Here is a 15,481-nt window from a genome sequence, read left to right on the forward strand (position 1 = left end):
TATACGCGTGGCTTCTGTGCTTTAAATACGGATTTTCGACGGTATCGTCCGTTTTTTCGGGCTGTCTTGCGGCGTATAATTTAAGCGTCGGGGCATAAGACGGTTTTCAATCCGGTTACGGCATATGCGCGGATTTTCAGCGGTATTTTTTCAAGCCGTTTTCTTAAACGGGCGGGCGCGCTTTCCTTTTATACAGTCCGGCGCGATTTGGCGGCGTTTTGTCCGCGCGCCGTATGGAGCCTGAAAACGGCGGGAAAGATTAACAAGGAGGAAATTTCAGTGAATTTAGATTTTAAAGATATAACGTTAAGCAGTGAGGAATTAATCAACGGCTATATAAAACAGTGGAACTGCGAAAATGCGGAATTCAGCTTCGCGCATATGTATATATGGGGCTGCGACGGCAAAATACAGTATGCCGAAGGCGACGGCTGTCTTTATATTAAGCTTGACTTTGCGGGCGAGGACACATTTTTTTGGCCTCCGTTTCCGAAAGATGAAAAAACGGATTACAGGAAAGCCCTTTTGGACGCTTGCGAATACATGAAAAACAACGGCATTAAGCCTGTATTCCGTTCGGTTGCCGCGCCTTTTGACGAAATGATGAGAAAGGCGTGCCCCGAGCTTGAGCTTGTGCCCAACAGGAAAAATTTTGACTATATATATCTGAGCGAAAGCCTTATAACCCTTAAAGGCAAAAAGCTCCACGGCAAAAGGAACCATATAAACAAGCTCCTCAGGGAACACCCCGACTTTGTATATGAAAACCTTACCAAAGGCCACTATGAGGAATGTATGGCGGTGTATGACGAATGGTGCATGGATCACAAGGAAATAACCATTACGCAGTACGACGAAAGGTCGTCGGTGGAACGCGCGCTTTTAAACCTTGAGGATCTAGGCCTTACGGGCGGAGCAATTCGTATAGGCGGGGTTATTAAGGCGTTTACTGTAGGCGAAAAAACGCTTCCGCATATGAGCCAAATACACATAGAAAAGGCGGCAAAGGACATAGACGGGCTTTATCCTCTCATAAACCAGAAATATGCCGAGGCCAACTGCGCCGATACGACGTATATAAACAGGGAAGAAGATATGGGCCTTGAAGGCCTCAGAAAAGCGAAACAGTCGTACAATCCATATAAAATGACGGAAAAATACGACGCCGCTTTAAAGTGCAGCAGGGAATTGGAAGAAATAAAAACTCAGGATCTCGAGGTTTTTGAACCTGCCGGGTGCTTAAAATAAACGTATAAATAAAACCGGATGATTTAAAGCATCCGGTTTTTTAGCAGACGTAAGTTCTCAAAAATGTGAAAGTTGCCGCATTTACGATAATTTTCAGCTATCGGTTGAAAAATTCCCGTTTTCCCGTACAATGGCATGCCCGCCCTGTAAATCCAATTGATTTTTCTTGGAAAAACCATGCGCACAGCGGATTTTTTCGGCTTATTTGCCGAGTATTAAATTTTGCTTTAAAATCCTTTTTCTCTCAGCGACTCTCTCGGTTCACTTGCCTGGTATTCAATTTTGCTTCAAAATACGCTTTCCTTCAGCGATTCTCTCGGTTCACTTGCCGGGTATTCAATTTTGCTTTAAAATTTGCTTTCCCTCAATGATTCTCTCGGTTCACTTGCCGGGTATTCAATTTTACTTTAAAATCCGCTTTCTCTCAGCGACTCTCTCGGTTTATTTGGCGGGTATTCAATTTTACTTCAAAATCCGCTTTCTTTCAGAGGTTTTCTCCCTGTTCATTCTCCAAGTTTACGAATTTTATTCAGGAATATACTCCTCTCTTTGCCTTCCTACGGATTCGTTCCCATAAAAGTCGGCAATTTCGGCGCTGCCGCAAGAGAAGCCTTATTTTACGGAATATGCCGCTTTGCCTCTTTATAGCCGACAGGCAGAACAATCATTTTTGTTAAAACAGCCTTCATGCTCTTAATCTTTCCGCCGTGCATATATAATATTTTAAAATTTCAGGCGGCGCAATAGACGCGCAAATTTATAAAAAGCCCCTTAACGACGTTATTATTCATTTTATGGGAATAAACGCCGTCGTGTATTTTTCACGGCTCTTTCCCGGTTTTACGCATAATCCCGCATCGGCTTTTTTATTCGCAAACCTATGCCGCAGACGCGCGTATTTTCTCCGAAAAAATTATTTTTTCCGAAGCTGTCGAAGCTGTTTTTCTCCTTACATACGCTTTTCATTTAACATCCTTCATTGTAAGCGAAATCCTTTTTTTTGCGGCGTCTACGGAAATTATTTTTACCGTAACTATGTCCCCTATGGAAAGGGCCTCTAAAGGATGTTTTATATATTTTCCGCTTATCTGCGAAATATGGACAAGTCCGTCCTGATGTACGCCTATATCGACAAAGGCCCCGAAATCTATAACGTTCCTTACGGTGCCTTTCAGTATCATTCCCGGCGTTAAATCTTCAATGCTTAAAACGTCGCTCCTCAAAACGGGCTTCGGCATTTCCTCCCTTATATCCCTTCCCGGCTTTTCAAGCTCCTTTATGATGTCGTTCAGTGTGGGAAGGCCGACGCCTATTTTTTCCGCCATTTCTTTTTTATCTTTTATTACATTCCCCAATCCGTTTATGCCGCCGCGCACATCCTCAAGGCCGTAGCCTGTTTCGTCAAGCAGTTTTTCCGCCGCTCCGTAGCTTTCAGGATGCACGCCTGTAGCGTCCAGCGGGTTGCCGCTTTCGGGTATCCGCAAAAACCCCGCGCATTGTTCAAAGGCTTTGGGGCCTAGCTTAGGAACTTTTAAAAGCTCCTTCCTTGATTTGAACTTTCCGTTTTCAAGGCGGTATTTTTCAATATTCCTGCTCACGGCGGGGGTTATGCCCGCAATATAACTTAAAAGCGACGGGGAAGCCGTATTCAGATCCGCCCCTACGTTATTAACACATTCCTCCACTACGCCGCCAAGCGTTTCGGAAAGGTTTTTCTGGTTCATATCGTGCTGGTATTGGCCGACGCCTATAGCCTTGGGTTCAATTTTCACAAGCTCCGCCAACGGGTCCTGAAGGCGGCGTCCTATGGAAACGGCGCTTCTTAAAGAAACGTCGTATTCCGGAAACTCCTCGGCGGCCAGCTTGCTTGCGCTGTACACCGACGCCCCCGCTTCATTTACGATTATATAGTAAACCTCCCGCTCCACTTTTTTTAACATGTCCGAAACAAATTTTTCCGTTTCCCTGCTTGCCGTGCCGTTTCCTATGGCTATTATGTCTACAGAATATTTCTCGATCAGTGGTATAAGCTTTCTTTCCGCTTCTTCCGTTTTATTGTGCGGCGCCGTGGGGTATATAACGCCTGTTTCAAGCGGCTTTCCCGTCTGATCCAAAACGGCGATTTTACACCCCGTCCTGAAAGCCGGATCTATTGCAAGCACATTTTTATCTTTAACAGGCGGCTGCAAAAGCAGTTGTTTGAGGTTACGCCCGAAAACGGATATTGCGCTTTCCTCGGCCTTTTCCGTCAGGGCGTTTCGGATTTCCCTTTCCACCGAAGGGAATATAAGCCTTTTGTAGCTGTCTTCTATAACCTCTTCGATAATGTCCCTTGACGCGCTCTTTTCAATTATAATCTCCTGCCATATACGGCGGAGCAGTCTTTCCGTATCGGCCTCGATTTTAACCGAAAGAAATTTTTCTTTCTCCCCCCTGTTTAACGCAAGCACCCTGTGGCCTGCCGTCGTTTTTATGCTTTCGCTGTAATCGTAATACGTTTCATATACGCTTTCGGCTCCGGCGTCGACGGCCTTTGAAGTTATTTTTCCCGTTTTATATATATCTTCCCTGAGGATCTTCCGTATCGAAGGATCGTCGCTTATCCTTTCGGCAATAATATCCTTCGCACCCTGAAGCGCGTCCTCGGCTGTTAAAACGCCTTTTTCTTCATTTATATATTTTTCGGCAAGTTCGTTTGCAGGAGTTCTGTCCAGCTGAAGCCATATTATATCCGCAAGGGGCGAAAGGCCCTTTTCCTGTGCGATCGTCGCCCTTGTGCGCCTTTTCGGGCGGAACGGACGGTATATATCGTCAATTTCAGTCAAAGTCTGCGCGCCGTCCAAAGCCGCCGCGATTTCATCGGTCAAAGCCCCCTGTTCGTTTATGCTTTCCCTGACCTGCTCACGCTTTTCGTCAAGGTTCCTTAAATACATAAGGCGGTCGTAAAGCTCCCTTAGTTTTTGGTCGTCAAGGGAGCCTGTAAGTTCCTTCCTGTACCTTGCTATAAACGGGATTGTGTTGCCTTCGTCTATAAGCTTAACGGCGTTTTCGGCCTGCGTTTCGCGTATGCCGAGTTCGCGGCAGAGAATTTTGGTTATATCCATGGCAATTCCTCTTTTCATTTGTTTTATATATTTATTTTACGGTTATAAATAAAGTAAGTCAAATATATACTTCTTAAATTTTTCGGCGCACAAAAAGATAATAGTTTTCTTTTAATAATTATTGTAATTTATATGAAAAAGGTATAAACTTAATACATACGGAGGTGGAACCATTGACGGAAGAAAAAGTTGAAGCCCTTGAAAAAAAATGTTTTGAAAGCGCGCTGTTCAACAGCGGCTTAACGGAAGAAGAGGGCAATATTATAATAAGCAAAATTTACGCTTTGTTTAAAAATCAGGGATTAAGCCAAGTGCGCCTTGCAAACGACGCGTCGTATCAGAAATACAACGAAAACCGCCTGCTTTTTGAGGGGCTTGTAAGCGAAAACGAATACAAAAACGAAAACGGCAAATATAAGAAACGCCTTAATGAAACGGAATATTCTTTCCTGTTAAATTACGCCGGGTTCGGCCGTTTCCTTATGGCCAAAGAAAAGGCCGCGGAAAAAAGCTTTATTGGCGTCCACCCAAAAAGTACGGCGGCATACGGGCTTTTATGCCGCACAATGGTAGGGCAGGAAAAAATGAAAAACACCTTATGCCGTTTAGGCAGCGTTTACCAATACGTTAAAAAACGCCATGAATTGGGAATGTATACCCAGCAGATACACAAAGTTCTTGCCTTTATAGGCCCTCCTGGAACAGGCAAAACGACGGCCGCAAGGTACTTTGCCAAAATGATGGAGGAAGGCGGCGTACTCTGCGGCGAAAAAACGGCCTATGTCACTGGAAGCCAGCTTAAAGCGGGATATATCGGACAAACTGCCGATAAAGTGCACAAAATATTTGAAAACAACGACATAATTATAATCGACGAGGCATATTCCCTCGTTAACCACAATTATGGGGAAAAGACCGACAGCTTTGCACAGGAAGCTCTCGCACAGCTGTGTATAGAAGTTGAGGAACACAGCCAAGACAAAATGATTATATTTGCCGGATACGGCGCAAGCGCCAATGAAAAATACAATAAAATGGAACGCTTTATGGAAGAAAATCCCGGAATATCGTCAAGGATAACATTTAAAGTGCATTTTGAGCCTTACACAATAAGCGAAATGCTCTCAATATTTGAAGTTTTGGCGGAAAGGAACAGTTTCCGCCTTGAGAAAGGGTGGCAGGATATACTGCGTCCGCTTTTCGAAGAAAGGATACCGGCCGACAATTTCGGAAACGGCCGCGAAGCGCGGCGGCTTTTGGAGATCGCAATGACATACAGCGCCGACAAATATATTGACTGGGAATACGGCCCCGACGCCGGCGAAAGTGAAAAACGCCGCCGTATTTCGCTTATGTCCTGCGAAGATATTAAAAACGCCGTTAATGAAATATACGGGAAAAGTAAAAAATACTGAATTTGAGCCTGCAAGGGCGTATGTCCGGCTGCAAGCGTCCCGCATGCCGACGGTTTGTTAAGCGGAGCTGCGAGGATGCAGGACCGTCGAAACCGGCTGTTGACAGCATTGCGGCGTTATGGCTCCTCCGATAGCCGAACGCCGCTTTGCGTTGGAATTTCCAAAGGGGCCTGTACCTTGCAAAGCGGAGTGCAGTGCGTTATCCGCTCTTTCGGCGTTATTTGTTTTGCAAAACGCCATTGCCGCCGAGGGTTTTGAAGCGTCGTGAAAACAGGCCGCCATTGTACGGCATGGAACCGCAGGCGCAAACCCCGGCATATTATTATATAAGGCGTATATGAAGTTACCGATACTTCATACTATGCGAAACCGCATGACAAAACGCCCCCAACTGACAGCCGCATAAAATAAAATCGGCGGCAAATTATTTTATGGTTTTCCCGCCTTGATTATCTGCCGGCAAAGGCGGCATGGGCTGTCAACGGCGGCGTATTAAATGTGCCGTTCATCCTGCCGTCAAACGGTTTCGCGGCTTTTCGATAAATAGGAATTTCCGCACAATTACTCTCTTTTTGATATATAGATTTCTTTATCGTTTTTATCTATTTCAAGATATTGGAAGCAGTTTCGTCTCCGCCGCATTGTGTGAACGAGATTAATTAATGCGTTGGGCGAAATCAGGTTATACATTTAACTGTACAAGATCCCCTGCAATCTGTTTTTTCCAATAATATATTTGTTTTAAAAAATTATTTAATCAGCTTATATAAATTATTTTAACCTGAAATAATTTCCCCTATATTCGCCGACGTTTTCTTTTTCAGGTTCTAAAAATTTATCAATAATTTCCACAGCCAACAACAAAAAGCTCCTTAATGCTGTTAATTCACATTCTAAAGTATAGCTTGACGGTTTATTTCCTTTTATTTCCGTTTTTCCGGCAAGATAATCAACAGTAACTCCAAAAATATCCGACAGTAAAATAATCTCGTCCAAATCTGGTAATACTGTGCCTTTTTTTAATTTACATATCCTATTAAGGCTGATTCCTGTAAGACAAGAAAGTTGTTCGGAGGAAACAGCTTTTTCTTCTGTTAATGAATTCAGTCTTTCAAAAAACATTGACATATTAAATAAAACCTCTTACTGATATTTACGGCTATTTTAATTTATTATCTGTTTATTTCATATTGTACACAGTTTTACATACTATGTCAATCTAAATACATATTTAAACCGAATATTATTATATATTATACAAATTATAATCATCTAAAAAGGGGTGGTTATATGATATCAGAAGATTCAGAAGATTTATTTTATAAAAGGCTTACCCAATTAAGGAACCAAAAGAACGTATCGGCAAGAGATATGAGCCTATCCCTCGGCCAAAGCGAAAATTATATTAATAATATAGAAAACAGGAAAAACTTCCCGTCTATGGCAGGATTTTTTTATATCTGCGAATACTTTGGCATACATCCAAAGGAGTTTTTTGACGATACAATCGAAAATCCTTTTGAAACTTCAAAGCTTATATCCAATATCAAAAAACTCGACGGTGAAAAAACAAAACATATTGCCGCCGTTATTGAGGACTTGCTGGAAAAATAGAGACAGCGTAATATCGTAAGATATTAAAGTATTACAGCTTCGGGTTACAAGGGAACCCACGCCCCACAAGGCAAAATCCCGCATTTCGGCGTTGCACACGTTTGCCGTAGGCTCTGCCTGTGCATATGCGCCATGAACAGCAAAAAATTTTTTCCTTATGAAGTCTAAGAGCTTTAACCGACAGCCGCGGAATAAGAGCAAGGCAAAGATGCGCAGGTACAGCAAGCTATAAGCCAGCCGCCTTAAGGCGGCTATTGGGCCGCTGATGCCGGTTAGAATCGTGTGTGCCCTTGTAAACCGAAGCTACACATGCTTATTCAAAATTAATGGCTGAATATTTGCCGTATATTCAAGCCATACCACGCTTTCTTGCGCGGTTATGGCTTATATTTTTATATCGCATTAATCCATATCATACTTTGTACATGCGATATTAAAAACATGCGCGCCATTGTTTGCCGCCATTTTCATAGCCTGAAACGCACCGCCGTATTCATGCTTCACATATGCAATCATAAAATCCGAATTATCGGCAATCCATCTGTTGCGGAAGGATATTGCATATTTCCTGTGGACAAACTCCAATCCATGTGGATAAAGGCTCCCGTCAAAATTATTTTCTATATACTCATCGTAGGTTTCCAAACGCTCTATATAAGGCATAACGCAAATCAGTTTTATAAACGGGTATTCTTTTTTAAGGGAATTTGCCGCCCTTGCCGCCATAGCGCCAAACCTGCCGTATCCCCTAAAATAAAACAGACGCGTATTTTCTTCCAATATAAGCCGTTCAATTTGTTTCCGTATCAGCTGGTATATCTCCGCCGGCGAGTCACGATGCCCGAAAAAAGAACATGTATAAGTTTTTTTCATTAATTATATCCCCCTCTTTCTAACATTCATTAAGTTTTATTTAAACATTTAATAGATTTATTTAAAATATATTTTAGATATTTTATACATTCATTTCAAACATATTATCATATTATTGTACTAAAATAAATATATAATAATTTTAATGAGGTGAAAAAATGTCTATTAAAAATCTATCTATTAGAATTGATGAAAATACCCTTCACAAACTGCATATTATTTCCGCATATGAAGGACGTTCTGCAAACGGGCAGATTAATGTTTTAATACGCCAATGCATAGAAAAATTTGAAAAAGAACATGGGGAATTAAATATAAAGGGCAAGGAATAAGTTCAGAAATGATTACGCATTATAAAGAAATGCGGCTTTTTTGACATAATTCTTAATTAATTTTATAATCCATATAAAATAAAAAAGGGAATTTTATCATTGAGGCATTATCGGATAAATAAAAAGGTTCTAAACTTTACTTTTAAATAAAGTTTAGAACCTAAATTTTAAAATTTAATTATTTTGTTGGGTGAACAGCGTCTTTGAAAGATTCTTTCTGTGGTCCCCTCTGGTCTTTCTTAGCAATGTAAAGGCTGCCTGTTGCTTTAGCGCAAAGTACAGGAGGCACGCATGCCGTAGCTGCCGTGTGTTCAAGGCCTGTCATATCCATACCTGTCCTGTCGCACATTGTAGCAACTTTGTAAGCCTCAAATTTGCATGTGTATGAGCAGTTGCCTACTTTTTCAATCCAGCCATGGTATTCCATGAAATCGCCTACATAAACGGGAGCTGTAAACTGAACGTCTTTGTAACCGAGGAAAAGGCTGATGTCGCCGTCTACATAAACCATTAATTCTGTTCCAACGTCGCCCCACATATCAACAATCCTTGCGCCGTTTACAAGGCCGCCAACATAATGTCCGTCTGCACCTTTCATCATTATATGATGTACTACTTTTTCTCCTACCATGATCTATTCCTCCTATATCAAAATAATCTGATTTTTTAACCGAAATGCTTTACAAAATTATTTCTTTGACACATGTTCATGAACGAAAGCAGGATCTGTTTCGCCCCTCTGATCCTTTTTAGCTATGTAAAGGCTGCCTGTTGCTGTTCCGCAAAGTACAGGAGGTACGCATGCTGTAGCCGCTGTGTGCTCAACGCCTGTCATGTCCATATCTGTCCTGTCGCACATTGTAGCAACTTTGTAAGCTTCAAATTTGCATGTATATGATGTATTGCCTACTTTTTCAATCCAGCCTACATATTCCATAAAATCGCCTACATAAACAGGAGCTGTGAAGTTGATTTCTTCATATCCAAGGAAAAGGCTGATGTCGCCGTCTACGCGAACCATTAATTCTGTTCCAACGTCGCCCCAGAAGTGTACGATTCTTGCACCGTTTACTAAACCGCCTACATAATGTCCGTCGCTACCTTTCATCATAGCGTGAAGAACTACTTTCTCTCCTACCATTTTCATTTCCTCCTTTAAAAATCAGCTTTTATTTTGCTTCTCTTTGAATACAGGATAAAATTATTTTTCAAGTATGCGATATCCTGTTTATGGTTAGGATTATAAAGCATGCTTTAGATAGACGGTCAATAGCAAATCAAAATTTTTTAAAAATTTTTAACGGCTATAAACCAAAAGCTTACAGTTACTATAGCTGAAAATGAAACGGTATGCGGCGAATAAAATATATCTTAAATGCAATAAAACAAAGGTTTTATATTACGTTTTTTTAAAAATTATGCACTATGCGCTTCAAATTCTCCTTGAAAATTACTGGAGGGTTTGTATAATAAAATTTTAAACGGTATATTGTTTTTAACCCTTTATATATAGTATAATTTCAATAAAATAAAACTAGGACGGAACGAATTTATGCCAGAAAAAATCCTCTTTGTATTTAATCCCAACTCGGGAAAAGGAACTATTAAAAACCATATATTTCAAATAGTAGACGTATTCACAAAAAACGGCTGTATTGTAACGGTATACCCAACTTCAAAACACGGCGACGGGGAAAAAATTATCGGCGAAACGGGCGGGCAGTATAAAAAAATACTTATAAGCGGCGGCGACGGCACTTTAAACGAATGCATAAACGGCCTGTTAAGCCTTCCCGCGGAAGTTCGTCCGTGTATCGGTTATATCCCGTCAGGCAGCACAAACGACTTTGCAAGCAGCCTTAAAATACCTAAAAACCCTTCGGCGGCGATTAAAAATATAATCGAAGGCGCGCCGATTAAATTTGACGTGGGCAAATTCAATGATTCCTGTTTTGTGTACATTGCGGCTTTCGGCGCATTTACCGACGTTGCGTACGCCACGCCGCAAAACGTAAAAAATTACATCGGGCATATGGCGTATATACTTGAAGGCATAAAACGCCTGCCGACAATTAAAAGCTGTTCAATGGAAATAGAGCACGACGGCGATACGGTAAAAGGCAGCTTTATATACGGAATGGTTTCAAATTCATCATACGTAGGAGGCCTTAAAACATACAGGTTTGAAGATATCGACATGTCGGACGGGCTTTTCGAATGTGTTTTCATTAAGGCTCCGGAAACGCCCATAGAACTTCAGTCCATAATAACAGGGCTATTGATGAAGGATTTTTCATCTCCCGAGTTCTGCAATTTCCGTACCCATTCGCTCACAATAAAAAGCGCCGAAAAAATAAGCTGGACCCTTGACGGGGAATACGGCGGCAAACACAGTTTTGCGGATATAAAAAATGTTAATAACGCCGTAAGCATATTTACCGTCAGACGCTGAACCATACGCTAACCGAAAAGTCCCGCTAAATGCCGGGCTTTTGGCGCATGCCAATTTCCGCATACAAAAGTTGTCCAAAGCAATATTTATACATTCTTTATAGCTTCGGTTTACAAGGGCGCACACGCCTAAAAGCAAAAATTTTCCGTATTAACGCGCTTCATACGCTTGCCGTATGATCCCCATGCGCCTTGAACAGCAAAAAATTTTGCGAGGCCGAATAGTTTTAACGTGCGCCAGAGGCGAAAGGGCAGGTAAAGGCGCGCCGGCGCAGGACACAGGCAAGATGCTTTAACACAGTTATTGCGCCGCTGACGCCCGTTAAAACCGCGTATGCTCCTGTAAAGTCAAACTAAATATCGTGTATAAATAAGCCGTTTTTATACAAAAGCAGAACGTATTTATTTCCCATTTGGAAGCGGCGGCATCCAATTTTATGTGCCGCATATAAATTTATAAAAAACATTTGACAAACCTATCGTATTGTGATAGACTATTTCTTGCAGTAGGCCTTTAGAAGAGATGGAGAAGTACTCAAGTGGCTGAAGAGGCGCCCCTGCTAAGGGTGTAGGTCGTTCACGCGGCGCGAGGGTTCAAATCCCTCCTTCTCCGTACAGTTAAAACCATGTAAAATTTATTTACATGGTTTTTTATTTTTTGAAGATAAAAAATCTAAATTATAAATTTGCGGCACGCAAGATTTATTTTTAGTCGACGTTATATTTTAACAGCATTATTTCCTTATAATATTAAACTAATAACCAAACGGCTTATAAAATCTTTTTTCGCCGCCTTTGCAAGCGGATACAATATACCGGAGTATTTTTTTATAAACCCGGCAACGGCTATAAGGCGCCGCATAAAGTAACGGCTCGGCTATATTTCCCCTTTACTTTTATACTTAACGGATATAAAATAAAATCAAAAACGGAGTGAAGTTCTATGGATGTTACAAGTTTTGGAATTAACCATGATTTACTGCTGAGGGGGATTTACGTTTCCCGTAAAGATAAAGTAGGAAACGGCGTTGTTACAAGTTTTGATTTAAGGATGAAAGAACCTAACAGGGAAATGGTTCTGGATACTTCCGTTATGCATACCTTAGAGCATTTGATGGCAATATATTTCAGGGGAAACGAAACATGGAAAGAAAAAACGCTTTATGTCGGGCCGATGGGCTGCCGTACAGGAATGTATCTGCTTTTTATAGGAGATTTGGAACCGGAAGATATTTTGGAAGCTGTGAAAGGATGTTTTGAATATATCGTTTCATACGAAGGAGAAATACCGGCTGCAAAATCATTTATGTGCGGAAATTATTTAGATCACAACCTTGAAATCACAAAAATAGAAAGCAGGAAGTTTTTAAATGAAGTTCTAATACCGATTAAAAAAGAAAATATGGTTTACCCAATGCAGGATTATTAAAAATGCGCCCCGCCCTGAATATTTCACGGCGGGGCTTTTCTTTTTAAATTAGTATAAAAATATACTTCCCAATTAATTAAGGGATGATTGTTAATATATAAATTTACGCATTATAGTAAAAGCATACCTATATTTCATAACCGCACCTTTTGACCCACAAAAATATTCATGGCCATACTTATTTTTTAATTAAGGACAGATTATTATACAAAAAACCAATATTGAAATCGGAAAAAAGCAGTGGAACGGCACTTTAATAATACCTATCCATTTTATCAAGAAACCTATATATAACATAAGGCACGAAAACATTGCCGCCGTTCCTTTTCCCGCCTCAAGATCGAAAGCAAAAAAAATTACCGATGGAATTATCGCCAATAGAAGAATCATATAAAAAATCATAAGCGCCGCCGTAGCAATTATCCTTAAAATATATATAATTGAATATATTCTCTTAACATACATGTAATTTATGTTTTTCATATGGCATAACCCTTTTAAAAATAAATCCATACTTATTTATAATACAAAATGACGGCATATAGACGTTTTTCAATGCGTAACGCAACACAATTTATAAAATACCCATACAGATAAGCTTCATTGTGACAGATATAGTATACAGCAGTATCGGAACTATATAGTCCTGCGGCGGCATTTTCAGCACGCCGATTTTCTTTATTATTACGGTAATTAAAAAAATACTCCCGCACCAAAGCGTTATAAACAAAAACGAGGGGTATACGCATCCGTAGTTCCTTATAATGCGGGGTATCGATTTATACAGCATATAGAAATATGCAAACGCCAGCATAACGGATATAATCAATTTGAATATACGTTTTATATCGAGATTTTTAAAATCCTTTTTAGAAACCATATCTTAAAATTCCCCTCAGTAAAACCGCCACCAACAGTATAGACATAGGGATTACATAATGGAAACGTACCTTTACAATCCCTATCCAATTAATTAAAAATCCTATATAAACCATAAGGCATATCATCCACGGCATTATATCTAAGGAAACTATATCGTCGGCGGCAACAAGCAGTATACTGGTAAGCGATAAAATCATGCACGGCCAATAAACAATGATTAAAGCCATTGTGGATACGGCCTTTAATACATATATAAGCTTTTTTAAAACGTATTTCATATATTCATTCCTTGAATAACAGCTTTTCGGCAACATATTGATTTTATAAAATAGATTGCTTTACGCAACAACACTGCAACGTCATAATTAAATTACTCCCATTGACACAAGTTTCATAAGCACTGCTATAACATACACCATTATAGGCACCATATAAGCGTCCTTCGGTATTTTTAATACGCCTATTTTCTTTATTAATACTGTACTTAGGAATATACTGCCGCACCACAGCGTCATATAGCCGAAAGAATTCAATCTGCCGTTTTTATTTATTATTGCCACCTCAAATATAGATTTATAAAGCATATTTAAATAAAATACAACCAATAGTACAGATACAGCAAGCTTTAATATATAGATTATACGTATTATAGTAAAAGCATACTTATATTTCATAACTTCACCATTTACTCTCTGAAAATACACATTGCCATACTTCATTGTTAATTATGGGCCTATTGTTATACAAAAAAACAATATTAAAATTGGGAAAAGGTAGTGGAACGGTACTTTAATAATCCCTATCCATTTTATCAAAAAGCCTGTATATAACATAAGGCATGAAAATATTGCCTCTGTTGTTTTTCCCGGATCAGGATCAAATCCAAAAAAAAGTGCGGATACAATTTGTATCAATAGAAACCACATGTAAAACAGCATAAGTTTCGCCGTGACAAGCAACCTCAAAATATATATAATTATATATATAATTGAATATATTCTCTTAACATACATATAATTTATGTTTTTCATATGGCACATACCTTTTTAATTAAACTCAGATTTTCTTTACAATTCACATACAAATCCTACACTTTATCATAATATTTATATCCAAGTTCAACTGCCTCATAATCCCTTGGATCATCGCCCAAGTAGTTTTTTAACCACCCAAATTCCCTTTTAATTACCTTATTAAGCTCCTCGATATCTCCATCAGCGCCCTCTATAGCTGAACGGATATTATAAATCCCCGCACCTATATGCAAAATTTCTTCGCTTGTCAATTCCGGTTGCGAAAAATAATTAATAAACGCACCGCTTAATTTTTTAATCTCAAATCCATCCAAATGTGGGAATACGAGTCCTACTAAAAAGTAAATCGAATCTAAAAAATTATTATCATGCAGTATTTCCGCAAGCTTAATATAGTAATCAATAACATCTGTTACAAGCGCCTTACCGTAAACCCCGTAAAGTATATTCCCCGTATCGTCATAGTCTATAACCATACCGTCAAAATAATATTGCTGCTGGCGTTTAAAGGCATATTGTATTTTTATATCATAAACCGCGCCCGTTGCCACCAAATCCACAAAATCATGCATCATAAAATCATAAAATTCCATTATCTCATTATATAATTCAGGCAAAATTATTATACTGCCAATAATACCTGCCCTTTTGTCAAACTCATCCAAGCTCCTTCTTGTACTTAAAAATTCAGCCGCCCGTTTATGTCCATATGCCTTAGCGTTTTTCATAATCAAAAACATAGCTTTTGTAACGTCCTCAAGCTGATATTTTTCCATTTTCTTTAAGAAACCGCTTGTATCGACGCCGCATTTGCCAATGGTGGCGACGGCGATTTTCAGCCGCAGGGCATTATCGACTTTAATTACGTCTTTCCCTTTAACACCTTTAGCTTCATTTTACAAGGGCACACACGCCCCACAAGGAAAAATTTTCCGCATTTCCGTGTTGCATACGCTTGTCATAGGATCCGCTATGCCGGCGCATATGCGCCTTGAACTGCAAAAAATTTTTTCCTTGTGAGGTCGGAGAGTTTTAACATACGTTAGCGGCGTAAGAGCAAGGCAAAGACGCGAGGGCGTAGCGGATCCTACGTCAAGCG

At 39.9% G+C, this 15,481-nt stretch carries 15 protein-coding genes and 1 tRNA gene; 7 read left to right on the forward strand and 9 right to left on the reverse strand.

Going from position 1 to position 15,481, the window contains the following annotated elements:
* Positions 1 to 279: 279 nt before the first annotated feature.
* On the forward strand, positions 280 to 1,248 hold the full coding sequence (locus NE664_07670; protein ID MCQ4726533.1) for a phosphatidylglycerol lysyltransferase domain-containing protein: 969 nt from the start codon (positions 280 to 282) through the stop codon (positions 1,246 to 1,248).
* A gap of 962 nt (positions 1,249 to 2,210) precedes the next feature.
* On the opposite strand, the gene NE664_07675 is transcribed toward NE664_07670, so the two are convergent.
* Positions 2,211 to 4,352, reverse strand: a complete 2,142-nt coding sequence (locus tag NE664_07675; protein ID MCQ4726534.1) for an RNA-binding transcriptional accessory protein — start codon at positions 4,350 to 4,352, stop codon at positions 2,211 to 2,213.
* Positions 4,353 to 4,525: 173 nt separating this feature from the next.
* Between NE664_07675 and NE664_07680 the strand changes: the two genes are divergently transcribed.
* Positions 4,526 to 5,767 carry an AAA family ATPase gene (locus tag NE664_07680; GenBank protein MCQ4726535.1) on the forward strand — a complete coding sequence of 414 codons (1,242 nt, stop codon included), beginning with the start codon at positions 4,526 to 4,528 and terminating at the stop codon, positions 5,765 to 5,767.
* Positions 5,768 to 6,538: 771 nt separating this feature from the next.
* On the opposite strand, the gene NE664_07685 is transcribed toward NE664_07680, so the two are convergent.
* Entirely contained in the window at positions 6,539 to 6,895 is a 357-nt protein-coding gene (locus tag NE664_07685) for a helix-turn-helix domain-containing protein (protein MCQ4726536.1), read from the reverse strand.
* A gap of 162 nt (positions 6,896 to 7,057) precedes the next feature.
* Between NE664_07685 and NE664_07690 the strand changes: the two genes are divergently transcribed.
* Positions 7,058 to 7,381, forward strand: coding sequence for a helix-turn-helix domain-containing protein (locus NE664_07690; protein ID MCQ4726537.1), 324 nt, complete (start codon positions 7,058 to 7,060; stop codon positions 7,379 to 7,381).
* A 402-nt stretch (positions 7,382 to 7,783) separates the two neighbouring features.
* Here NE664_07690 and NE664_07695 read toward each other — a convergent pair whose 3' ends face one another.
* Entirely contained in the window at positions 7,784 to 8,254 is a 471-nt protein-coding gene (locus NE664_07695; GenBank protein ID MCQ4726538.1) for an SLOG family protein, read from the reverse strand.
* 158 nt (positions 8,255 to 8,412) lie between these two features.
* Between NE664_07695 and NE664_07700 the strand changes: the two genes are divergently transcribed.
* Positions 8,413 to 8,586 (forward strand): hypothetical protein, encoded by a 174-nt coding sequence (locus NE664_07700; GenBank protein ID MCQ4726539.1) that lies wholly within the window; start codon positions 8,413 to 8,415, stop codon positions 8,584 to 8,586.
* A gap of 178 nt (positions 8,587 to 8,764) precedes the next feature.
* On the opposite strand, the gene NE664_07705 is transcribed toward NE664_07700, so the two are convergent.
* Together NE664_07705 and NE664_07710 are read right to left on the reverse strand one after the other, a co-directional pair.
* Complete coding sequence (locus NE664_07705; protein ID MCQ4726540.1) at positions 8,765 to 9,217, reverse strand: hotdog fold thioesterase; 453 nt, start codon at positions 9,215 to 9,217, stop codon at positions 8,765 to 8,767.
* 57 nt (positions 9,218 to 9,274) lie between these two features.
* Entirely contained in the window at positions 9,275 to 9,727 is a 453-nt protein-coding gene (locus tag NE664_07710) for a hypothetical protein (GenBank protein ID MCQ4726541.1), read from the reverse strand.
* A gap of 411 nt (positions 9,728 to 10,138) precedes the next feature.
* Here NE664_07710 and NE664_07715 point away from each other — a divergent pair, with 411 nt between their 5' ends.
* The 3 genes from NE664_07715 (at position 10,139) to NE664_07725 (ending at position 12,466) form a co-directional block, all read left to right on the forward strand.
* Entirely contained in the window at positions 10,139 to 11,038 is a 900-nt protein-coding gene (locus NE664_07715) for a diacylglycerol kinase family lipid kinase (GenBank protein MCQ4726542.1), read from the forward strand.
* A 524-nt stretch (positions 11,039 to 11,562) separates the two neighbouring features.
* Positions 11,563 to 11,650 (forward strand) — tRNA-Ser (locus NE664_07720).
* A 330-nt stretch (positions 11,651 to 11,980) separates the two neighbouring features.
* Positions 11,981 to 12,466 (forward strand): S-ribosylhomocysteine lyase, encoded by a 486-nt coding sequence (locus NE664_07725; GenBank protein MCQ4726543.1) that lies wholly within the window; start codon positions 11,981 to 11,983, stop codon positions 12,464 to 12,466.
* Between the two features lie 574 nt (positions 12,467 to 13,040).
* Here the strand turns inward: NE664_07725 and NE664_07730 are convergent.
* The 4 genes from NE664_07730 to NE664_07745 all read right to left on the reverse strand — a co-directional run bounded on the left by NE664_07730 (position 13,041) and on the right by NE664_07745 (position 15,158).
* The gene (locus NE664_07730) at positions 13,041 to 13,346 is read right to left on the reverse strand and encodes a hypothetical protein (GenBank protein ID MCQ4726544.1); all 306 of its coding nucleotides are present in this window, start codon (positions 13,344 to 13,346) and stop codon (positions 13,041 to 13,043) included.
* Positions 13,336 to 13,626, reverse strand: a complete 291-nt coding sequence (locus NE664_07735) for a hypothetical protein (protein MCQ4726545.1) — start codon at positions 13,624 to 13,626, stop codon at positions 13,336 to 13,338. The genes NE664_07730 and NE664_07735 overlap by 11 nt, the downstream gene beginning before the upstream one ends.
* An 87-nt stretch (positions 13,627 to 13,713) precedes the next feature.
* Positions 13,714 to 14,052 carry a hypothetical protein gene (locus NE664_07740; GenBank protein MCQ4726546.1) on the reverse strand — a complete coding sequence of 113 codons (339 nt, stop codon included), beginning with the start codon at positions 14,050 to 14,052 and terminating at the stop codon, positions 13,714 to 13,716.
* Between the two features lie 383 nt (positions 14,053 to 14,435).
* Positions 14,436 to 15,158, reverse strand: a complete 723-nt coding sequence (locus tag NE664_07745; protein MCQ4726547.1) for a hypothetical protein — start codon at positions 15,156 to 15,158, stop codon at positions 14,436 to 14,438.
* Positions 15,159 to 15,481 lie beyond the last annotated feature (323 nt).

It is taken from the genome of Anaerotignum faecicola, assembly GCA_024460105.1.
Lineage (GTDB): Bacteria > Bacillota > Clostridia > Lachnospirales > Anaerotignaceae > JANFXS01.